Annotated in this window: 25 protein-coding genes; 2 read left to right on the top strand and 23 right to left on the bottom strand. The window is 44.9% G+C overall.

What is annotated here, in order from left to right:
* Positions 1-174 precede the first annotated feature (174 nt).
* The 9 genes from OW491_RS01775 to OW491_RS01735 form a co-directional block, all read right to left on the bottom strand.
* The gene (locus tag OW491_RS01775) at positions 175-573 is read right to left on the bottom strand and encodes a hypothetical protein (RefSeq protein WP_178969222.1); all 399 of its coding nucleotides are present in this window, start codon (positions 571-573) and stop codon (positions 175-177) included.
* A gap of 26 nt (positions 574-599) precedes the next feature.
* Entirely contained in the window at positions 600-1,421 is an 822-nt protein-coding gene (gene mazG / locus OW491_RS01770) for a nucleoside triphosphate pyrophosphohydrolase (RefSeq protein ID WP_215152479.1), read from the bottom strand.
* A complete protein-coding gene (gene relA, locus OW491_RS01765; protein WP_290034465.1) occupies positions 1,421-3,691 on the bottom strand; it encodes a GTP diphosphokinase in 2,271 nt (756 codons plus the stop codon). Before relA ends, mazG begins: the two co-directional genes overlap by 1 nt.
* Before the next feature lie 243 nt (positions 3,692-3,934).
* Entirely contained in the window at positions 3,935-4,840 is a 906-nt protein-coding gene (cysM, locus tag OW491_RS01760; protein ID WP_290034464.1) for a cysteine synthase CysM, read from the bottom strand.
* A 113-nt stretch (positions 4,841-4,953) separates the two neighbouring features.
* Positions 4,954-5,703: a methyltransferase gene (locus tag OW491_RS01755; protein WP_075178580.1), complete on the bottom strand. Its 750-nt coding sequence runs from the start codon at positions 5,701-5,703 to the stop codon at positions 4,954-4,956.
* A gap of 103 nt (positions 5,704-5,806) precedes the next feature.
* Complete coding sequence (locus OW491_RS01750; RefSeq protein ID WP_075178581.1) at positions 5,807-6,163, bottom strand: 4a-hydroxytetrahydrobiopterin dehydratase; 357 nt, start codon at positions 6,161-6,163, stop codon at positions 5,807-5,809.
* Positions 6,164-6,221: 58 nt separating this feature from the next.
* On the bottom strand, positions 6,222-7,424 hold the full coding sequence (locus OW491_RS01745; RefSeq protein WP_075173026.1) for a glycine betaine/L-proline ABC transporter ATP-binding protein: 1,203 nt from the start codon (positions 7,422-7,424) through the stop codon (positions 6,222-6,224).
* Positions 7,424-8,317: a proline/glycine betaine ABC transporter permease gene (locus tag OW491_RS01740; RefSeq protein WP_075173027.1), complete on the bottom strand. Its 894-nt coding sequence runs from the start codon at positions 8,315-8,317 to the stop codon at positions 7,424-7,426. The genes OW491_RS01745 and OW491_RS01740 overlap by 1 nt, the downstream gene beginning before the upstream one ends.
* Positions 8,318-8,387: 70 nt before the next feature.
* The gene (locus OW491_RS01735; RefSeq protein WP_075178584.1) at positions 8,388-9,386 is read right to left on the bottom strand and encodes an ABC transporter substrate-binding protein; all 999 of its coding nucleotides are present in this window, start codon (positions 9,384-9,386) and stop codon (positions 8,388-8,390) included.
* 136 nt (positions 9,387-9,522) lie between these two features.
* Here OW491_RS01735 and OW491_RS01730 point away from each other — a divergent pair, with 136 nt between their 5' ends.
* A complete protein-coding gene (locus tag OW491_RS01730) occupies positions 9,523-10,047 on the top strand; it encodes a MarR family transcriptional regulator (protein WP_075173029.1) in 525 nt (174 codons plus the stop codon).
* Between the two features lie 14 nt (positions 10,048-10,061).
* Here OW491_RS01730 and acpS read toward each other — a convergent pair whose 3' ends face one another.
* The 12 genes from acpS to rpoE form a co-directional block, all read right to left on the bottom strand.
* Positions 10,062-10,439 (bottom strand): holo-ACP synthase, encoded by a 378-nt coding sequence (gene acpS, locus OW491_RS01725; RefSeq protein ID WP_178969226.1) that lies wholly within the window; start codon positions 10,437-10,439, stop codon positions 10,062-10,064.
* Entirely contained in the window at positions 10,436-11,209 is a 774-nt protein-coding gene (gene pdxJ / locus OW491_RS01720) for a pyridoxine 5'-phosphate synthase (RefSeq protein WP_277251736.1), read from the bottom strand. The genes acpS and pdxJ overlap by 4 nt, the downstream gene beginning before the upstream one ends.
* Positions 11,210-11,219: 10 nt before the next feature.
* Positions 11,220-11,915 (bottom strand): DNA repair protein RecO, encoded by a 696-nt coding sequence (gene recO / locus OW491_RS01715; RefSeq protein WP_178969228.1) that lies wholly within the window; start codon positions 11,913-11,915, stop codon positions 11,220-11,222.
* Positions 11,915-12,850, bottom strand: coding sequence for a GTPase Era (gene era / locus OW491_RS01710; RefSeq protein ID WP_075178587.1), 936 nt, complete (start codon positions 12,848-12,850; stop codon positions 11,915-11,917). The genes recO and era overlap by 1 nt, the downstream gene beginning before the upstream one ends.
* The gene (rnc, locus tag OW491_RS01705) at positions 12,847-13,533 is read right to left on the bottom strand and encodes a ribonuclease III (RefSeq protein WP_075173034.1); all 687 of its coding nucleotides are present in this window, start codon (positions 13,531-13,533) and stop codon (positions 12,847-12,849) included. The genes era and rnc overlap by 4 nt, the downstream gene beginning before the upstream one ends.
* Positions 13,530-13,913, bottom strand: coding sequence for a DUF4845 domain-containing protein (locus OW491_RS01700; protein ID WP_075173035.1), 384 nt, complete (start codon positions 13,911-13,913; stop codon positions 13,530-13,532). The genes rnc and OW491_RS01700 overlap by 4 nt, the downstream gene beginning before the upstream one ends.
* Before the next feature lie 14 nt (positions 13,914-13,927).
* Entirely contained in the window at positions 13,928-14,749 is an 822-nt protein-coding gene (lepB, locus tag OW491_RS01695) for a signal peptidase I (protein ID WP_075173036.1), read from the bottom strand.
* A gap of 9 nt (positions 14,750-14,758) precedes the next feature.
* Positions 14,759-16,558, bottom strand: coding sequence for a translation elongation factor 4 (gene lepA / locus OW491_RS01690; protein ID WP_075173037.1), 1,800 nt, complete (start codon positions 16,556-16,558; stop codon positions 14,759-14,761).
* A 154-nt stretch (positions 16,559-16,712) separates the two neighbouring features.
* Entirely contained in the window at positions 16,713-18,125 is a 1,413-nt protein-coding gene (locus OW491_RS01685) for a DegQ family serine endoprotease (RefSeq protein WP_075178590.1), read from the bottom strand.
* A 22-nt stretch (positions 18,126-18,147) separates the two neighbouring features.
* On the bottom strand, positions 18,148-18,582 hold the full coding sequence (locus OW491_RS01680; protein ID WP_075173039.1) for a SoxR reducing system RseC family protein: 435 nt from the start codon (positions 18,580-18,582) through the stop codon (positions 18,148-18,150).
* Positions 18,583-18,584: 2 nt separating this feature from the next.
* Complete coding sequence (locus OW491_RS01675) at positions 18,585-19,430, bottom strand: MucB/RseB C-terminal domain-containing protein (RefSeq protein ID WP_290034463.1); 846 nt, start codon at positions 19,428-19,430, stop codon at positions 18,585-18,587.
* A 29-nt stretch (positions 19,431-19,459) separates the two neighbouring features.
* Positions 19,460-20,044 carry an RNA polymerase sigma factor RpoE gene (gene rpoE / locus OW491_RS01670; RefSeq protein WP_170870347.1) on the bottom strand — a complete coding sequence of 195 codons (585 nt, stop codon included), beginning with the start codon at positions 20,042-20,044 and terminating at the stop codon, positions 19,460-19,462.
* Positions 20,045-20,286: 242 nt separating this feature from the next.
* Here rpoE and nadB point away from each other — a divergent pair, with 242 nt between their 5' ends.
* Positions 20,287-21,891, top strand: coding sequence for an L-aspartate oxidase (nadB, locus tag OW491_RS01665; protein WP_075173040.1), 1,605 nt, complete (start codon positions 20,287-20,289; stop codon positions 21,889-21,891).
* Here the strand turns inward: nadB and OW491_RS01660 are convergent.
* Complete coding sequence (locus OW491_RS01660) at positions 21,845-22,294, bottom strand: protein YgfX (protein ID WP_290034462.1); 450 nt, start codon at positions 22,292-22,294, stop codon at positions 21,845-21,847. The genes nadB and OW491_RS01660 overlap by 47 nt on opposite strands.
* Complete coding sequence (locus OW491_RS01655) at positions 22,278-22,532, bottom strand: succinate dehydrogenase assembly factor 2 (protein ID WP_178969231.1); 255 nt, start codon at positions 22,530-22,532, stop codon at positions 22,278-22,280. The genes OW491_RS01660 and OW491_RS01655 overlap by 17 nt, the downstream gene beginning before the upstream one ends.
* Between the last annotated feature and the right edge of the window lie 127 nt (positions 22,533-22,659).

Raw genomic sequence — 22,659 nt, 5'->3', positions numbered from 1 at the left:
TGTACTTATGTGTATTTAGCCAACACTGCTGCCTATTCATCGTCACGATAAATAGATGCTTATCAACCAAGAATAGGTATTTTTTGTGCTATGCACAATTCCTTAACGATCAGATTGTAGGGCAATTCAAATAATTCGGGACGCGTGAGTACTAAAACGTCCAAAGCCGACACATCAGTGATCAGAAGGTTCGAGGCCTAACCGGGCCTGACGAAGCCGTTTATGGATGCGTTCAGCCAGAAACTCGTCCCGGTATCGGACTTCCTGCTTCGGTAAACGTGTGGCATTGAAGATCAGCTCTAGCCGGTAGTTTTTATCACCGCGTTTATCTAAATCATAAAGAATTTCGGAGGAGATCAGCTCAGATAACTGCAAAACTTCATACCCTTGCGGGCTAAGCAGCGCTAACCGTTGATGTGATTCGTCATACAGCAGCTTTGGTTCGCCTTGAAGATCTTCAGTTATGACAAAGCCACTGCTTTCTAAACGTTGCAACTGTCGGTTCAACTTTTGACTATTCCAGTAAGCCAAAGACACCATAACCACCAGCACTGTGCCGACCAATGCATACATTTTCATATTCCTTTACGATCTAACCCTTAGAGTCCATTTTTCTTAGCTTCGTCCCAGAAACCATCTAATTGATCCAACGAGTGCTCTGCCCAGCTACGACCCGACTGAGTGACGCATGCTTCGACAAAAGCAAAACGGCGCTCAAACTTCTGATTAGTCCCCCGTAAGGCAGCCTCTGGCTTTACCCCCAAGTGACGAGCCAAATTTACTTGAGCAAATAAAACATCACCCATTTCATCTTTAACTGACGCTTGGTCACCTGAAGCAATAGCTTCACGTAATTCGGCTATTTCCTCTTCAATTTTATCGAGTACTAACAGCGGATCATTCCAATCAAACCCAACTTCTGACGCCCGTTTTTGAAGTTTCTCTGCGCGGCTTAATGCGGGCAACCCTCTTGGCACATCATCGAGAACCTTGTCTTTGGCCGCCCCTGCTCGTTCCTGCTGCTTAATCGCTTCCCAATTCGCACTAATCTGTGCTTCTGAGAGTGTTATTTTGCGCGGTGGAGTGCGCAACTCCCCATCTGGGAACACGTGCGGGTGACGGCGTAATAGCTTAGTCACAATACCGTTAATAACGGTATTCATAGTGAAGCGAGACTCTTCTTGCCCCAACTGGCTATAAAAAATGACTTGGAATAAAAGATCACCCAGCTCGTCAGCTAAATGATCCCAATCTTCGCGCTCAATGGTATCCGCCACTTCATAAGCTTCCTCCAACGTATGAGGTATGATTGAGGCAAAGTCCTGTTTCAAGTCCCACGGACATCCATATTCAGGATCACGAAGCCTAGCCATTAAATAGCAAAGATCATCCAGCGTATAATTAATGTCGGAATCAGACATTAGCGAAACCCACTGCGCTGTCGGTGCACATCTATCACATTAGGTACTTGGTTGATTTTATCCATAATCTTACCAAGAAGCTCCAATCTGGATATTTCTAATGTCATCGATAAACGTGCAATGTTACTGGTTTTATCCGTTAACGTATTTGCAGCCAACACGTTCAGGTTTTCGTGTGCCATGACCATCATCACATCCCGCAATAAGCCAGAGCGATCATACGCTTCAATATACAAATCAACTGGGTAGGTTGTTTCGCCTTCCTCCCCCCAGTCAACGGTAACAATTCTTTCGGCTTCATGCTCTTTCAACGACAATAAGTTGGAGCAATCTTCACGGTGAATAGAAACACCACGACCTTGTGTAATAAAACCTACTATAGGGTCTCCGGGTACGGGTTTACAGCACGATGCGATAGTGGTGAGCAAATTACCCACCCCTAAAATACGAATACCTTTATCACCCACTGCCTGACCGCGCTCAGCCGAAACCGGTAGAGCAAGGTCTAGCTGTTCGTCGGATTTTGCTGGTGCATCCACTTGTCGTTGAGCCGCATTTAATATTTGCGACAAACGAATATCACCCGCGCCTAATGCAGCAAAAACATCGTCTGCGCTAGAGTAATTAACCTCATGAGCCAGTTTCTTGAAATCTAACTCGGACATATCGATAGCTAAACGCTTAAATTCGCGTTCAGTCATCTGTCGACCAGCCTCTACATTTTTGTCGCGGTCTTGCATCTTAAACCAATGCGCAACCTTGGCCCGTCCGCGTGAGGTGGTTACATAGCCTAAGTTAGCATTAAGCCAATCACGGCGCGGATGCTCTTCTTTTGAAGTTAAGATTTCGACTTGGTCGCCGGTCTTTAGCGGTTTATTCAAAGGAATAATCCGACCATTCACTTTAGCGCCACGACAGCGATGGCCTATTTCGGTGTGCACTCGATAAGCAAAATCGACCGCCGTTGAGCCCAATGGCATATCGATAACATGCCCATCAGGAGTAAATACATATAAACGATCTTGCACAACATCGCCACGCAACATGTCACCGATCGCAGCAGACTCACCCAAATCTTCATGCCACTCGAGGACTTGTCTTAGCCACGCGATTTTATCTTCATAGGCATCACTGCGAGAGTTAGTATCCGTGCCTTTATAGAGGTGATGTGCGCACACACCCAGCTCGGCTTCTTCGTGCATATCAAAGGTACGAACCTGCACTTCGAGGACTTTGCCTTCAGGCCCAAACACGGCCGTATGTAATGAGCGATAACCGTTAGGCTTGGGAGAGGCAATATAATCATCAAATTCATGGGGAATATTGCGCCATAACCCGTGAATAATGCCTAGTGCGGTGTAGCAATCGCGTATTTCAGGCACGAGAATACGTACCGCACGCACATCGTAAACTTGGTTAAAATCGATGTTTTTGCGCTGCATTTTACGCCAAATGCTATAAATGTGTTTAGCACGCCCTTCTACGTCTGCATCAATATTTTGCGCAGTCAGCTCGGTCTTAAGCGTACTCACGACCGACTCAATGAACTCCTGGCGGTCGAGGCGTTTCTCGTCCAGTAGTTTTGCAATAGATTTATAGTCCGTGGGCTTGAGATACCGGAAGGATAAATCCTCCAATTCCCATTTAATGTGACCAATACCGAGTCGATGAGCCAATGGAGCGTAGATATCAAATACTTCACGCGCCACTAGGTAGCGTTTACGCCGCGACGCATTTTTAACGCCCCTGATTGCACACGTGCGCTCAGCAATTTTAATCAGTGCAACACGCACATCATCAATCATTGCCACCAGCATTTTACGCACTGTTTCTAACTGTCGGGCGCCAGTGCCGAGCACTTCTTGTTCTGTTCGAGGATTAGCACGGCTGCCAATTGCAGCCATTTGAATAACACCCATAATCAACTGGCCTATAACGGGGCCAAACTGATTAATGACTGTGTCCAATTTGAGTTTATCTTCACGCACACTACGGTACAGAATAGCGGCAACTATCGATTCTTGATCCTGTTGTAGCTCAGCTAGAATCTGAGCCATTTCCAAGCCGGTAACAAAACTTCCTACACCCGAGCCTGACCAGTCATCTTCTTCTTGAATACTAAGATCATATACTTGTTTAGCAATTTCACAGGCCTTTCGAACCTGTGGGCGGTCATCAATTTTAACCAACTCAGAAAGTCGATCTATCCATAAATCTAGATCGACCGAGCCATCTTCCTGAATCGGGTGATCTTCTCGAACCTTAACCATGGCTAATCGCCACTCCTTAACCTTCGACCCTGCAACTGCCGGAACGATTTATTGTTTTTATGGGGATACGTGAAAGCAACACATATGCCAGCAGAGTCTTTCATTTTACACTAAGACCCGAGTGCGTGAGCAAGTTCCATGCTCAAAAACGAACTAAGGTCGTATGTAGTATAAAAAAAGCCGCATAGCGGCTTTTACAAATACAATTAACGAACAGCAGTGTAGCAGCTATTGCTGCTAACATTATTGATCTGTATTAAAAACGCCCGTGGACAAGTAACGATCCCCACGATCACAAATAATGCAGACGATCACAGCGTTTTCAACCGTTTCGCTTAAACGCAAAGCCCCTGATACGGCGCCACCAGAAGAAACTCCACAAAAAATCCCCTCTTGCTTAGCCAACTCACGCATGGTGACTTCGGCATCAATTTGGGCTACATCGAATACTTGGTCAACGCGCGTTTCATCAAATATTTTTGGTAGATAGGCTTTTGGCCAGCGGCGTATACCCGGAATCTGAGAGCCATCTTGCGGTTGTAATCCAACAATTTGAATAGCAGGATTTTTTTCTTTTAAGAAACGCGACGTCCCCATTATGGTGCCCGTTGTTCCCATTGAACTGACAAAATGGGTCACTTTTCCGTGCGTTTGCTCCCAGATTTCTGGCCCCGTGCCCTGATAATGCGCAACCGGATTATCTTGATTTGCAAACTGATCAAGTACAACACCTTCACCTCGCGCTTGCATTTCAACAGCTAAATCCCGGGCATATTCCATCCCTTGCTCTTTGGTTACGGTAATTAAGGTAGCACCATAGGCTGTCATAGACGCCTTACGCTCCATGCTCATATTATCTGGCATGATTAAGACCATCTTATAACCTTTAATCGCCGCCGCCATGGCCAGTGCTATACCCGTATTGCCTGATGTCGCTTCTATTAATGTATCGCCAGGCGCAATATCACCACGTGCTTCTGAGCGCTCTATCATGCTCAAAGCAGGCCTGTCTTTAACGGAGCCTGCTGGGTTATTACCTTCTAACTTGCAAAGAATGACATTGCCGCGGTTGTTTTCCCCTAATCGCTGCAAACGCACTAGCGGAGTTTTACCGACATAATCGGCGATTGTGGGAAACTCTATACTCATAGCAAGACCTGTCATTAGGTTATAACAAATGGAAATAAAAAAACTTAATCTTATTCCAATATAAATATTTTGCAATCATAAGCGGAGGCCATCGGGGAGTCAATTCAAGAGAATCAATTCGCTTTATGATCCACTAGCTTTCCAAGAAACGGGCTAAAAGAAAAACCCAGACGCTGGTTTAGAGCTTTAGCGCGCTGTTTCAAACCATTGGCTGATAACTCTTCTCGCTGCTTACTGGCATAAATCACCCAATTACCGCTTTGTGTTGTGCAACTTCGCACATCAGCAAATTGATCTTTCAATTGCCGCAATACATTTTCACCTTGGTGGTCTCGCCAACAATTGAGCACAAGCCAACCATTAGTCTTTAAGCGGTCGTGACATGCGTCTAAATAGTCAGGATGTAATTGTTGCTCATCTAACCCTTCTTCTGTGTAGATATCACTAATGATGATATCTACTTTTTTACTATCAACGGACAGTAAGTACTCTTTAGCGTCCATCACATGCAGCGATAATCGCTTGCTACGCGGAAATTGAAAGTAGCGATAAGCAACTTTAACAACTTCGTTACGAAGCTCAACGATGTCTTGTTTCAACTCGGGAAAATGATGATGTAAGCAATGATTTAATGCCCCCGACCCTAAACCCAAACTTAGGCTGCGTTTAGGCTCACAAAATAACAGCACTAACATCATAGCGCGGGTATATTCATGCTGTGGAATTAAAGGTTCACTTTTGAGCCAGCAGCTTTGTTCATCGGTTTCACCAAATGATAAGTAACGTTTGTTCCCATCATCTAATACCCTCACTACGCCATACTCATCATGGCTACGATGAATTTCTTTACCGGACAAGGACATACCGCCTCATGATATTGTATTAACGTGTTTGCTTGCTGGGTAAAGCCCCAACAGAATAAAAGGTAGGCAGTATATCTGATCAGAAATAATGAAAGCGAACTTATCAGTCCGCTATTTGATCGGTTTTAGCAGCACAAATGAGATCATTTTGATGCAAACCGCCAATCTCATGCGTCCACCAAGAGACGGTTACTTTACCCCACTCGGTTAAAATTGCGGGGTGATGGTTTTCTTGCTCCGCTAATTCAGCGACCTGTTGAGTAAACGTCATCGCTTGAGCAAAATTTTTAAACGTAAAAACCCGCTTTATTTGTTCCGTACCATTAACCGTCATTCGCTGCCAGTTCGGCAAGTGCGTTAGAGCTTCCTTAAGTGCCTCAACAGTCAACGGTTTAGCATCAGAACGGCAAGCTTTGCATGAAGAGCGCACTAAATGAGAGGTGAATGTAGAATCATCCATGGGTTATGCTCCTAAAAAACGACGCGTCCTTGCGAAGGTTAATGGCCAAACCAAGGGATCACTTAGCTTGATCCGTTTTCTCACTCTGACCCAATACATCTGCCAAGTTTTGACGTGTTAGCTCACCCGTTAACTGACCAGACTCATCAACGACTGGAACCGAATACTGTGATTCTAAGGTTTCGGGGATAACACTTTCCAAAATAGCATCTTGGGTAACCGGTTCAACGCTCATCACCAACGTACAACTTTCCATGGTGGTCTGCCCTTGGTCCGATGCGGCCTGCAAACCCGATTCGGTAACTACGCCTTGATAGCCTTTATCATTAACATAAAACGCATAATCACCAGAGAAAGTGCGCATTTGCTTTAATGCCATCTCAATGGTGTCAGCCGATACTCGGTGAGGAGCAGGCTGCATAACCGTCTCTACCGTTAACGCTCTGGCGCGATTCACATCCTTAACAAACGCTTCAACATAATCATTTGCCGGGTTCAACAAAATCTCATCAGGCCGCCCTTGTTGCACCAGTTCTCCGTCTTTAAGAATGGCTATGCGATCACCAATACGTAACGCTTCATCTAAGTCATGCGTAATGAAGATAATCGTCTTATGTAACTTTTCTTGTAACTCAATCAGTTGATCCTGCATTTCGCTACGAATCAGGGGGTCCAGTGCCGAAAAGGCTTCATCCATCAACAATATTTCGGCGTCTGTGCACAAAGCCCGAGCCAACCCCACACGCTGCTGCTGTCCGCCAGAAAGCTGATTAGGGTACTGCTTTTCGTAACCGCCAAGCCCTACTGTAGACAACCATTCTGTCGCTTTCGCATGGCGAGTTGCCTTATCGACACCCTGTACCGCCAAGCCATAACTAACATTATCTAATACATTACGGTGCGGCATTAAACCAAAGCGCTGGAAGACCATCGACATTTTATGGCGACGAAAATTTTCCAAATCCTTAGGGGCTAGCTTCATTACATCCGTATCTTCGACTCGAATCACCCCTTCTGTAGGGTCTATCAATCGGTTGAAATGGCGGATCAAAGTTGACTTACCTGAGCCAGAAAGCCCCATGATGACAAAAATCTCCCCTTTGTTAATGGTGAGATTAATATCTTTAAGGCCCAACGTGTGCCCTGTTTCAGCCAGAATTTGATCTTTACTCATACCCTGATGAACCAACGGCATGACCCGCTCGGGTTTGGGTCCAAATAGCTTGTATAAACCTTCAATATGAATCAGTGGTTCAGCCATTAGGAATGCCCTCCTAAATGCTCTTGCGTACGCTTAGCATAAGCCTGCGAGATGCGGTCAAAAATAATAGCTAATGCGACAATCGCCAATCCATTGAGCAAACCCAGTGCAAAATACTGGTTCGTTATAGACTTGAGCACAGGTTGCCCTAAGCCTTTCACACCAATCATGGAGGCGATAACGACCATAGATAGTGCCATCATAATCGTTTGGTTAACACCAGCCATAATAGTGGGCATGGCCAGTGGCAATTGAACACCAATCAAACGCTGAGTTTTATTAGCACCATAGGCGGTTGCAGCTTCCAGTACTTCTTTATCTACCAATCGAATACCCAAGTTGGTCAAACGAATAACTGGGGGAATAGCATAGATAATAACGGCGATTAAACCCGGTATTTTACCAATACCTAAGAGCATAACTACGGGGATCAAATAAACAAAAGCGGGCATGGTTTGCATCACATCTAACAGTGGCGTAATGATATTTTGTGCCCGATTGGAGCGCGCCATTAAAATACCAATAGGGATACCAATACCAATAGCAAGCAAAGTACAAACGGTAATAATGCTCAGTGTTCTCATGGTGTCTTCCCACATTCCAAAATAGCCAATGGCCAGAAAGGAAACCACTACACCCAAACACAACTTCCAAGAGCGCCCTGCTAAAAAAGCAAGCACCGTGACAATAATAACGACAAGCCACCAGGGTGTGGCTAACAGTAATTTTTCAAACCACACTAAAAACGATAATAAAGGGTCAAAAAAAGATTCGATTGTATCTCCATATTCTCTGGAGAAAGAACGATAAGACTCATCCAAAGCCTTTCTTATATCGCGCAGCGTCCCTCGATCCATCGCCGGAAATTCATTTATCCAGGAAGATTCGGCCATCTTTTATCCTCAGGTAAGTAACAATATGCCCAGCACGTCGTGCTGGGCTTACACTGTATAAGCGTACTGATTAAAGATTGTCTAGCGCTGTTTTTATTTTAGCCGCTGCCTCTTCTGAAACCCACGCAGTCCAAGTATCAGCGTTTTCTGTTAGGAAATGCTCCATTGCAACATCACCATCAGCTTGGTTGTCTTCCATCCACGCCAATAAACCATTCATCTGTGCGTTAGTGAATGCACGATTAGCTAGGTATTCGTATGCCTCAGGAGCACGTTTAGCAAATCCTTCCGTGGTAACCGTTTGCACCATTGAAGGTGGGTACATGGTTACTTTTGGATTTTCACAGTCTTCTGCGGTTGTGCAGTTTTTAAATTCAGCTTCGTCAATACCAGAACCAAAATCGACTTTAACCATCTCGTATTTACCTAAGACAGCTGTTGGAGCCCAGTAGTAACCAAACCAAGGTTCTTGGCGTTCGTAAGCCTTAGCGATAGCACCTGATAAACCAGCGCCTGAACCTGGATCCACTAAATCAAAGCCAGCATCAGCTAACTTGAGCGCTTCAAATAAATTACCTGACGAAATTTGGCAATTCCATCCGGCTGGACAGGTGTAAAAGGCAGATAATTCTGGATCTTCTGGGTGTTCAAACTCTTTAGCATGAGCAATGACACCGGCAATAGTAGCTAATGTTGGGTCTTTATCGACCATGTATTTAGGCACCCAAAAACCTTCTTCGCCACCATCTGATAATGATTGACCAGCAAAACGAAGACGCCCTTCTTCTACCCCTTTATCGAGTGCTTCACGCATCGAATTACTCCACATTTCAGGAGCAATATCCGGCTCGCCTTTCTCAATCATAGAGGCGCCTGTAGGCATGGTATCCCCAGGTACAAGTTCTGCATCACAGCCATAGCCATTTTCTAATATGAACTTATCCACATGTGCTATTAACGTCGCTGAGTTCCAATTCATATCAGCAATACTCACCGAACCACACTCATCGGCTGCGTAGGCGCTTGTTCCCAATGCAATTAACGGAAGCGCTGCAAGGATTTTCTTCATTATTTACTCCGGTTCTTTGACATACTGTTACTTATACATTACATATCTAATCATTAGATCTCAAATCTTATAAATATATTGTAGTCGATTTTTAAGGTCGTATAATCGCCTGCTACTTAGATAAAGAACCGAATTAATGAATACTCCTTACTGGCAAGATGTGCTTATTTCGTTACGACAAATCATACGTGCGACAGATTTACAATCTAAGCGCATCATGAAAGCGTGCGGCTTAACGATTCCACAAGTCATGGTATTACGAGCTATAGAGAGCCTTGGTGATGTCACCGTTAAGCGCATATCGGACCAAGTATCGTTAAGCCAAGCGACCGTTACGACAATCTTGAACCGCCTAGAAGACAAACAATTTATTGAACGCGTTAGAAGTGCCAAAGACCGTCGTATCGTCAACGCACGCTTAACAACGTCTGGTACTCACATGCTGAATGAAGTACCACCTTTGCTGCACGACGAGTTTATTAATCGATTTGAAAGCCTAGAGCGCAGTGAAAAAGAATCTATCTTGGACGCTTTGAAACAAGTGGCCGGTATGATGAACGCAGAAAAAATAGACGCGTCGCCTTTGCTCGATATTCAAGCGCCGATCAAAGAACAAAATATCAATAAAGAAACAGATTTAAGACCCGGCACAGCAGAGTAACCCAAAGGGTAGGATCAACAATCTTCCGCTACAGCGAATGCGACCACATAGCCCGCCTCATCACTGTAGGATAAATGAACGGTTTCAGCTCCTATCATCTCTGCACGCGCCAAAGCCCCTTCTGATAATCGTACCAATGGCTTGCCCAGCGCATCTTTGCAGATATTCACATGCTGCCAGCTGACACCTCTTCCTATACCAGTACCTAGCGCTTTTACGACCGCTTCTTTAGCCGCAAAACGCTTAGCAAAATATCTCGCCTTATCCGTTGCTGTATCAAAGCCGGGTATCTCATCAGGAGTCAACACGCGGCGGGCTATTTTAGGCGTGCGAGCCAAAGCCGCCGTCGCTCGTTCAATGGATAAAATATCAGTACCGATTCCGCGAATCATCGCTTAATCGCGTCCCGCTGCATTTGAACTCGTGCTTGTGACTCCATCATTAACTGACGCATTTCACGCACGGCTTCCTTAAGCCCGACAAATACTGCTCGTGCAATCAGGCCATGACCAATATTCAACTCATTTAAATGCGGGATTTCAGCGATTTGCTCTACATTGTGGTAATGAAGCCCATGTCCGGCATTTACAACTAAGCCTCGCTCATAAGCGTAAGCTGCCGCTTCTTTAATACGCGCTAGTTCCTGCGCCTGTGCCTCATGTGTTGTCGCTTGCGCATAAGCTCCGGTATGAAGCTCAATGGTAGGTGCCCCACATACAATTGATGCGTCTATTTGAGCCGGTTCAGGATCAATAAACAGTGACACATCAATATCTTGTGCCGCTAATTTATCACAAGCCGCTTTAATCTTATCAAGTTGCCCAAGCACATCTAAGCCACCTTCTGTGGTCAGCTCTTCTCGCTTTTCTGGCACTAAACACGCATGAGATGGCTTAACATCACAGGCAATAGCGATCATTTCATCAGTCACCGCCATCTCAAAGTTCATACGAGTTTGCAACGTCTCTTTGAGTAGATAGATATCACGGTCTTGAATGTGTCTTCTGTCTTCACGTAAGTGCACCGTAATACCGTCCGCACCCGCCTCTTCCGCTAAAGCAGCCGCTAGTACTGTATCTGGGTAGCGAGTCCCTCGGGCTTGTCGTAGCGTTGCTACATGATCAATATTGACCCCTAACAACAAACGATTAGGCTCGATCATTATAGATTCCTCATTGTTTTTTAAATAAGCGTCGGCTCTGTAATGGCCTATCAGCGGTTAAATGATCGATTGCTAAGCGCATAAGGCGTTTTGCTGCGCTGCGCTGCGCTGGTGTTTCATAACAATCATCAGCGATGTCTAATAACTGTTGCCCACTAAACGCAGAGTGACGCAGATCTTCATCGATGCTGGTAACCGCCTCAAAAGACCATGAAGGCGGATCGAAGTAATATAACTGGTTTGCTAACACGGTATCGATAGGCAATGCGTACCCAATCTCAGAAAGTAATTTATGCTCAAACGTACGTAATGCACCTTCCACATCATCGCCTGCTACTAGTGCGTTCAGTACATATTGATAATACACATATAAGCGAGGAACCGGCTCGTGGGGCACTAATAACCGTTGCAACAGTTCATTAATATACAAACCACACATCAAGGCACTACCTTGAATAATCCCATTGAGGCCGGTAGCTTCTGCTACCAGCAAGGACTTTAGCGGTTGCTTCCCTCGCCAATGAACATGCAAAGGCACAAAAGGCTGCATAACACCGCGCAGCTTGGAGGTTGGTCGGCGTAATCCTTTTGCTACTACACTGACTTTACCTTGCTCTAAGGTAAATAAGTCAACAATCCCGCTGGTTTCTAGGTAAGGTCGCGAATGCAATACATAAGCCGCCTGCATGCTATCCCTTGGGGACATTACTCACCGTGCTGGTAGCCTAAACTTTTAAGGGCGCGCTCATCGTCTGACCAACCACGGCGAACTTTTACCCATAGGTTTAGCATAACTTTTGTTTCAAATAGGGCTTCAATATCTTTGCGAGCATCACGGCCGATTGTTTTCATACGCTCGCCTTTCTCACCGATAATGATCTTCTTTTGGCCTTCTCGTTCAACCAACACTAACGCGCTGATAGTCAGTAGGCGCCCATCGTTAATAAACTCTTCAATCTCAACCGTTGCACCATAAGGCACTTCATCACCGACGTTACGCATTAATTTTTCACGAACGATCTCAGCCACCATAAAACGAGAGCTTTTGTCGGTAATTTGGTCTTCTGGGTAATGATGGGCTGACTGCGGCATGTACTGGTTAATCAAGTTTTCTAGTTGATCAACATTAGTCCCATTTTTAGCCGAGATAGGAATAATGTCTGCAAACTTCATCTTTTCTGAAACATGTGCAATTTGAGGAAGTAAGCTATTTTTATCTTCCAACTGGTCTACTTTGTTGACTACTAAGATGACAGGGCACGGCGCATGCTGCACCTTCCCAAGAACAATGTCATCTTCCTCGGTCCATGCTGTACGGTCCACCATAAAAAGTACGAGATCAACACCACGCAATGCTTCAGAAGCCGCTTTATTCATATAGCGATTAAGCGCTTTATCTTGTTCTTTATGTAAGCCGGGTGTGTCAACAAATACTATTTGAAGATCACCTTCCGTTTTAATACCTAGGATTTGATGACGTGTGGTTTGAGGCTTTTTGGATGTTATGCTGATTTTTTGACCTAACATGTAGTTCATCAACGTAGACTTACCCATGTTAGGGCGCCCTACGATAGCGACAAAGCCACAGCGCTGGTCATCAGAGCCTTCAGGTGTTAACCAACTTGCAAACTCTTCGTTCATACCTTCACCTGCTCAGCCAATACAGCTAAGGCTTGTTTCGCGGATTCCTGCTCAGCTTGACGACGGCTACTGCCGATACCTTGCGTCGGTTTCTTCAAAGGCTCTATGTGACACACAATGGTAAATGTTTGCGCGTGCGCCTCGCCTTCGACTTTAACTAATTCATAAGTAGGTAATGGTAAACGACGGGACTGCAAAAATTCCTGCAAGCGTGTTTTAGAGTCCTTTAGCGCTTCATCTATGTCTAACTCAGCTAAACGTTGCTCAAACCAACCCAGTATGTAGCCTCGGACCACTTCCAAATCGCTATCTAAGTAGATGGCTCCAATCAGTGCTTCAACAGCATCTGCTAAGATAGAATCACGCCGGTAACCGCCGCTTTTGAGTTCGCCAGGGCCAAGGCGCAGATAATCACCTAGGTTTAACTCTCGACCAATCTCGGCCAGCGTTTCGCCTTTTACCATTCGGGCCCGCAAGCGGCTCAGCTGCCCTTCTCTTGCCTGAGGAAAACGCTGGAATAAATCGTCAGCGATCACAAAGTTAACGATTGAGTCACCTAAAAACTCTAGGCGCTCATTATTTTTTTTCCCACAACTACGATGCGTTAACGCGAGTTCACAATGCGCAACGTCAGTGAAGGTGTAACCTAAACGGCGGGTAAGTTCAGTAATGGGCTTTATCAAGGCTGGTTAGCTTCGTAATAGTCGTTAAATTTAACCACCGCATCAATGTTATAAAACATAGGGACACGCTGTTCGTAATTGATAGTAAATTTAATAACGCCTTGCTCGTTTACAATGGTTAGTGCTTCTGGGGATGGAAGCTTCACCTGATTTATCGTCAGACGTTTATTAATATTATTGCGAATCACATTTATAGGCTTACTTAATTCTTCCCGGTCATTGGCAACGTTTTCAACAACCGAAGTCAGTGTACCGTGCTGTAAATAAGGTGAGTAGAGTTTAAAGCCAATGGCTATAAATGTTCCTATCATCAGCACTACAATCAAGGTGCCAAAGAATGAAGCACCGCGCTGTTGACGAAGACTTGTACCCAAAATCATATTCGTTCCTTTACTTATTCAATACCGCGAACAACGGAAAAATCAGGCAGACTAAAGAATGTTGGCCAATGCATCCATACCGCAAATGCTTTACCAACTAACAGCTCATCAGGCACATATCCCCAATAGCGGCTGTCATTACTATTATCACGATTATCTCCCATCATAAAGTAATGCCCTTCAGGAACAACCCATTCGCCACTACCGGATCGAGCCGACGCCCTCACATCGGTATACATTTCATGCTTCACATCACCAAGGGTTTCGTTGACCAGGAGCGTCTCGGTGTTTATTGGCGGAAGCTTGGCTACCAGCGTTTGTTCTTGCGCGACACCATTAACAAAAATGGTTTTATCTTTGTACGTAATCACATCACCCGGTAAACCTACAAGGCGTTTAATGTAGTTAACAGATGGGTTTTTAGGATACTTAAAAACAACAACATCACCGCGTTGCGGCTCTCCTACAGGGACAATTTTTGTCCCTAAAACAGGCAAACGCAAACCATAACTAAATTTATTAACGACTATAAAGTCACCAATTTTAAGCGTCGGCAACATTGAACCTGAAGGGATCTGAAATGGCTCGATAATAAATGAGCGAACAATCAACACCACCGCCAAAACAGGAAACATGGACCGTGAAAAGTCTGACCACCACGGCAAAGGAGCACATTTTTCTTTCGCATCTTCTGGGATAGAACCATCGCTAGACGCTGCCTCTGCCGTAGCAATTTTTTTACGGCGCGACGGCTCAAAAAACAGCTTATCTACTAGCCAGCCCAGACCTGTTACTAACGTTGCCAGCACAAGAATCAGTGCGAAATCAAAATTCATCGTTATTCCTTAACCGTCGACTTTTAATACAGCAAGGAACGCCGCTTGAGGGATTTCAACATTACCCACTTGCTTCATACGTTTCTTACCTTCTTTTTGCTTTTGTAGCAGCTTTTTCTTACGACTAACATCGCCGCCATAACACTTAGCAATAACGTTTTTACGTAGCGCTTTAACTGTGGTTCTCGCAATAACTTTACCGCCGATTGCCGCTTGTATAGCCACATCAAACATTTGGCGGGGAATAAGCTCTTTCATTTTTTCACAAAGAATACGGCCACGGTATTGAGCATTATCCCTGTGTAAGATGACCGCTAGCGCATCTACCTTTTCACTATTGATCAAAATATCCATGCGAACCAATGAAGCGACTTCAAATCTAACAAAGTTATACTCTAGCGATGCATATCCGCGGCTAGCTGATTTTAGACGGTCAAAGAAGTCCAATACGACTTCAGCCATAGGCAGCTCGTATGTCAATTGCACTTGCTGACCAACAAATTGCATATTCTTTTGAACACCACGTTTTTCAATACACAAAGAGATAACCTGCCCCAGGTAATCATTAGGGACCAGGATATTAGCCTGCACAATTGGCTCACGCATTTCTTTCACGCGAGCGGGATCAGGTAATTTCGACGGACTATCAATGTGGACCACTTCACCGGTATTGAGCTCTAATTCATAAATTACGGTGGGTGCGGTGGTGATTAAATCTAAGTCATATTCGCGCTCAAGACGTTCCTGAATAATTTCCATATGCAACATCCCTAGGAAGCCGCAACGAAATCCAAAACCTAGCGCATCAGAAGTTTCAGGTTCAAAGAACAGGGAGGCATCATTTAATGTTAGCTTATCCAGCGCATCGCGGAAGTCTTCATAGTCGTCAGAGCTTGTAGGGAATAAACCTGCGTATACTTGTGGTTGTACACGTTTAAAACCAGGTAAGCTTTTTACATCAGGCGTTTTAGCATGTGTTAACGTGTCGCCTACAGGTGCGCCGTGAATGTCTTTAATTCCGGCGACAACAAAGCCTACTTCACCCGCTCTTAGAATATCGGTTTCTTTACGCTTAGGAGTAAATATGCCTACCGCATCAATCAGATGAGATTGCCCCGTAGACTTAACGATAATCTTCTCTTTTTTACGTAATGTGCCCTGTTTAACACGAACTAAAGAGACGACTCCCAAGTAGTTATCAAACCAAGAGTCGATGATTAACGCCTGCAATGGTGCATCAACATCACCCTCCGGAGGCGGAATAGTAGCAACCAAAGCTTCTAAGACTTCAGTAACGCCCATCCCACTTTTAGCTGAACAAGCAATGGCATCCGTTGCATCGATACCAATAACTTCTTCAATTTCGACACGAACACGGTCAGGCTCTGCTTGAGGTAAATCCATTTTATTAAGAACGGGTAAAACTTCTAAGCCTTGTTCGATAGCCGTATAGCAATTTGCCACAGACTGAGCTTCTACGCCCTGCGCTGCATCGACAACCAATAACGCACCTTCACAAGCAGCAAGCGAGCGAGATACTTCATACGAAAAATCAACATGCCCAGGTGTATCGATAAAGTTTAGCTGGTAGGTTTTTCCGTCTTTAGACGTAAAATCTAGCGTCACGCTTTGCGCTTTGATCGTGATACCGCGCTCGCGCTCTATATCCATAGAGTCAAGCACCTGAGCGGCCATTTCGCGCTCTGATAGACCGCCACACATTTGGATGAAGCGGTCTGCTAAAGTGGATTTACCATGGTCGATATGGGCGATGATGGAGAAGTTGCGTATATGATCGAGCTTACTCACGATAATTTAGATCTCAGATGCTATTCAAGGTTTTAAAAAGGCGTGCGGGCGTTCAAAAGGCGCAATTTTATAGTATTTCGTGAGGTACGGCTATCGCCAGTAAATAACTGTTGAAGCCTCAGCGCCGATTTCGACGCTGAGGAAGAAAAGATTTCTATTCTTCATTAAGTTTGAGAGGAATAAATACAGGGCTGCCTCGACGAACAATTCTCATAGGAACAGAACGTTTCGCAGGTAATTGAGACACGATTTGTTCAAATACTTGGACATTATCAACGCGTTTACCATTAAGCATGGTTATAACATCCCCCGCCACTAAGCCTGCGTTAGCCGCCGAACCAGCCATAACTTTCTGTACCAGAATTCCATATGACACAGCCAAATTGTTCTTCTGATCTTGGCTAAGATCGGAGATCATAATATTGAGACGATTATTTTGAGGAGCTTGCGCGGGCTGTGACGAAGCTTTAATCGCACGTGCTTCATCAGGCAAAGTACCTATATTAACAGTCAGCACTTTATCATCACCGTTACGCACAATATCAACACGGGCTTTAGTACCGGGTTTAACCCTACCAACTTGATGAGGCAAATCGGAAGATAAATTAATGGACTGACCGTTGAACTCCGTAATGATGTCGCCATCTCGGAAACCAGCAGCTTCTGCTGGGCTACCCGGCAATACTTTAGCGACCAAAGCCCCTGATGGTTTATCTAAACCAAACGATTCCGCTAGGTCTTTATTGACCTCTTGAATCACAACGCCCAACCAACCTCGTGTAACAAAGCCTGATGACTCAAGTTGTTCAGACACATTCATAGCGACATCAATCGGGATAGCAAAAGATAACCCCATAAACCCGCCTGAACGCGTGTAGATTTGTGAGTTAATACCCACTACCTCGCCATCGAGGTTAAATAAAGGACCGCCCGAGTTACCCGGGTTGATAGCCACATCGGTTTGAATGAAAGGCACATAGGTCTCATTCTCAAGCGCCCTGCCCGTAGCACTCACGATCCCAGAAGTCACAGTATGGTCAAAGCCAAATGGAGAACCAATCGCAATCACCCACTCTCCTTGTTCAAGCTCCGATGAATCACCTATTTTGACCACCGGCAAATCATTGGCATCGATTTTAAGCAATGCAACATCAGAACGCTCATCAGACCCCACAACAACAGCCTCAAGCTCTCGACGATCGTTTAGACGAACAAGAACCTGATCAGCCCCTTTAACGACATGGTGATTCGTTAAAATATAACCATCTTTGCTGATGATAAAGCCTGATCCAAGTGACTGCGGGGTGTTTTGCTGTGGCCCAGGCAATTCTCCTTGATCAGGGAAGCGGAAAAAGTGCCTAAAAATTTCCGGGATTTCTTCTCCGTTAGGTCCCTGAAAACTAAAGCCGTTTTGAGCATCGGCCGAAGGAGCTTTTTGCACAGTACTGATATTAACAACAGCAGGAGCAGCTTGCTTAACCAGAGAAGTAAAATCAGGAAAATCGGCCTTAGCCGTCAAAGAAAAAACAGTCAACAAACATGCAAACGCAATGATCAAACGCTTCATTAGTCAGCTATCCTCGTTTTTATTAGGAGACTCTCAATAAAATAGGACGGTAGGCATGACGCGTTTCTAGTTTTTTTCCGAAAAAACGAACAACGCAGAAGCCGACAGCCAGCCCTACAAAGGAACTAGTGATAATAAGAGACTCAGGTTGAGAAAGCGCCTGAGCAACACCACCCGTTATAACCATAAGTATCAAAGGTAATAGATAGATAAGTGCCGAGGCTTTTATAAATCCACCTTCATTTATGCCAACGATAACAGAATCGCCAACATTCACACTGAGCCGGTTTGGATTAACTATCTCAATATTAGCCATTTTAGAAGCCGCCCATTCTGAAAGTGACTTCTGTCCGCAGCTGTCTGCTGCCTGACATTGACCACAAGCAGAGGTCCTAGCTGCCTCAATGATGACATTTTCACCATTGAGGCCGACAACTTTAGCGTGCTCTTCTATCATGACTAGTGAGTTTTATTAACCGAAGCGGCTATTCTATCGGCGATCATTAAGGGAACATCCCCAACAACCGTGACAAAGCTCTGCCCTTTCTCCACACCCACAGCAACGACATTATCGGACTGTGTTACGCCCGCAGGTACTGTTTGACGACCTTTTGGCTCAATGCTTACTGAGACGTCATGACGACCATTACTGTAAACCATGATTTCAGCATGCGGCATCACTTCATGGCGAACGCGACTGTAACCTTCTGGTAACCAGTCTGCTTCCCAAGCTGGCTGCGATTCACTTAGCAACTGATTATGCTGATCAATGTAGCGCTTGAGCCCCTGAGATAAACGAATAACTTCTGGCTGCTCATAAGATGCTGTCATCACAGAGCTTTGAGGCGCCAAATTGCTATATTGTGTTCTTTGTATATCAGGAGATGAAGTAGGGCCGGCTAATGCTATCTGAGAGGTAGCAGCAGGAGCAACGGTATCATCTTGCGTAAAGCTTTGTCCGCCTAAAATGACAACGGCCGTTGCAGAAGCGGCGACCGCCATACTGGCAAACGGCTTCCACCATTGTTTTTCAGTAGCAACTGACTCACTCGAAGATTCATTTTCAGCGACGAGTGCCGCCTCATTTTCTAAAGCAGCTTGCACTCGAGAAACTAAATCTACTTCTTTCACTGAGTGATTCATTGCCCCGTTATGCATCGCGTGCTGTGATAGGTGATATCGTTGCCACTTGTCTTCAAGCGCTTTCTCTGAAGAAAGACGCTCTACTACACGGCGTAATTCAAAGGATGATACTTCACCATCCATCGCCGCAGAAAGCGACTCATGAGACTCATAGCCCATCATCTTACCCTCGTAACATTATTTAGCATTGCTCACGACAAAAGCGGAGCAATCTCTTTGTCTATAGCTTCCCGGGCCCGGAATATACGGGACCTAACAGTGCCTACAGGACAATCCATAACGGCGGCTATATCTTCATAACTCATGCCTTCAAACTCACGCAGCGTAAGCGCCGCACGCAAATCTTCAGGTAACTGATCAAGCGCACGTTTAACCGTGGCTTGCAACTCATCGCGGAATAGACTGTTTTCAGGGTTTTCAAGTTCCCTAAGCTCGTCTCCTCCATCAAAATATTCTGCATCAACCACATCAACATCGACATCAGGCGGCCTACGCCCTCTGGATACCAAGTGATTCTTAGCCGTATTTATTGCTATTCTGTACAACCAAGTATAAAAAGCACTGTCCCCACGAAAACGCGGCAAAGCTTTATAAGCTTTAATAAATGCCTCTTGTGCAATATCCATAGCTTCATGGTGGTCGTAAACATAGCGACTCACTAAGCCAACAATTTTATGCTGGTATTTACCCACTAATAGATCAAAAGCGCGCTTATCACCGGCTTGGACACGTTCTACTAGTTTTTGGTCAATATCAGTCTGGTTTTCGATCGACACCTATGATCCTTAAAATAATAAATCAACCCGACATCTACTGACGTTCAATGCCAATGCTCGACCCAACAATCATAAGTGCAACAGCCTTTTAGTTTATCGGGGAGCAATCAGTAACTTTTCTTGTACTGTCGTTATGATTCGCAAGTTTGTAATAAGTTCATGCCAACTATGTAAAAAATATGACGTAGTTGCCATCTTAGCGGCATAATAGCGGAGGGCTAATTAAACGTGAAGCATGATAGATGATTCAACAAGAATTTGATGTGCTAATTATCGGGAGTGGTGCGGCAGGATTGTCACTAGCACTTCAGTTATCAGAGCACGCACAAGTAGCGGTACTCAGTAAAGGCGACTTAACCAGCGGTTCGACTTGGCTTGCCCAAGGCGGTATTGCAGCCGTACTCGATAAAGAGGACATGGTTCAAAACCATATTGACGACACGCTCACAGCCGGCGCCAATTTAAGTCATGCTGATGCGGTGGAGTTTACTGTTAACCACGGAAAGTCATCTATCGAATGGCTCATTCAACAAGGTGTTCCTTTTACCCGAGAAGGTGATCATTACCATCTTACTAAAGAAGGTGGTCACTCTCATCGCCGCATCATTCATGCTGCAGATGCTACTGGGCGTGCCGTACAAGAAACACTAATAGATCGAGCAAAAGAGCACCCTTCAATCCATTTGTTTGAACACTGCACAGCGGTTGATTTAATCACACGCAGAAAACTCAAATTAGCCAATAACCGCTGCTTAGGTGCTTACGTTCTAAATGAAAAGACAGGGCATGTAGAAGTATTTAGAGCCCGCTTTGTAGTACTAGCAACCGGGGGCGCCTCAAAGGCTTACCTTTATAGCAGCAATTCAGATGGCGCAAGCGGCGACGGCATTGCCATGGCATGGCGCGCAGGTTGCCGCATTGCTAATTTAGAATTCAACCAATTCCACCCCACTTGCTTGTACCACCCACAAGCAAAATCATTTCTGATATCAGAAGCTGTCAGAGGAGAAGGTGGTAAATTACTCCTTCCTGATGGAACACGCTTTATGGAACGATTCGATCAGCGTGCTGAACTAGCGCCGCGAGATATCGTCGCCAGAGCAATCGACCATGAAATGAAACGACTCGGGTGCGATAGCCTCTTTTTAGATATTTCTCACAAACCTGCCGATTTCATAAAAGAGCACTTCCCCACTATTTACGAGCGCTGTTTAAAGCTGGGGATCGATATGACTAAAGACCCAATCCCTGTAGTACCTGCAGCTCACTACACATGCGGCGGAGTCATGACTAACGAACAAGGCTGCACGGACCTTGATGGTTTATATGCGATAGGTGAGACCTCATTCACAGGCCTACACGGAGCCAACAGGCTTGCATCAAATTCATTGCTAGAATGCATCGTGTTTGCCAACTCAGCGGGCAAACACATACTTGAGAATTTTAATACAGCAATTGAACAGCTAGAAATACCAATGTGGGATGAATCGCAGGTTACCGACTCAGACGAGGATGTCATCATCTCCCACAACTGGGACGAGCTTAGACGCTTTATGTGGGATTATGTTGGGATTGTAAGGACTAACAAGCGATTACAACGCGCGCAGCACAGGGTTGATCTTTTACAACAAGAGATCACTGAATATTATTCCAACTATAAGGTCAGCAAGGATCTATTAGAATTACGTAATCTAGCACTGGTATCTGAATTAATTATCCGATCTGCCGCTTTACGTAAAGAGAGTAGAGGATTGCACTATACACGCGATTATCCAAATCAATTACCGGAAGCGCGGGACACTATTTTGACACCAATAAATTTTGAATGGGCTCGCATGCAATCGTAAGCTTACCGAGTCGTGCCGCAACCATTAGTTTGCGGTACTGACTCTTTTCCACAGAGTCTCTGATCACTAACATATGACGCGGCTGTGCAGCTGTAGTGATAACTTTTAAATATACAAACAACGGCGTATAGACAATCGAACTGATCTTTGAAACACCAGACCATTGAAGCTCTTCTGAGCATTTAATTTTAAGGTGCTTTTTATTTAGGTCCCACACCATACCTGTGACAGGTAAACGAATTTCACCCACCGACAGATAAGCAATTAGCAGCAGGCACCCTATACATATTACGACGTGTATCTCAGCGAGTAATACAGATAGCACAGCAATTGCGCCAACCGCCCATTGCAAGACTCTCAACCAAGCAGAAGAACCAACAGTTATTTTAACTGGGCTGAACACGGTCTAAAATAATCCTTACTATTCTATTCATATCGGGATCGCTAGGAGCCTCCCGCTCCATCAACCATACAAATAGATCCTGATCTTCACATTCTAACAACTTCACAAACCGATCTTGATCCTCTTGAGGCAGACCTCGAAAAGCCTCCTCCATAAAAGGAACAAACAACAGATCTAGCTCCAACATACCCCTACGGCTTTGCCAAGTTAAACGGCGAATATCATCTTCTGTATACATCTACTATATTTTCCAATAGGTTCAAATCAACCGTCACATTAGACAATACTCAAAACAGCTAGTCCAGATAACGGCCTGTTATAAACTTGTAAATAATTTTAACTGCGCATAAAAAAACCCCTGACTG

The sequence above is a fragment of the Neptunomonas sp. CHC150 genome (assembly GCF_030397555.1).
Lineage (GTDB): Bacteria > Pseudomonadota > Gammaproteobacteria > Pseudomonadales > Balneatricaceae > Neptunomonas > Neptunomonas phycophila.
This window is presented reverse-complemented; position numbering and strand designations above follow the sequence as displayed.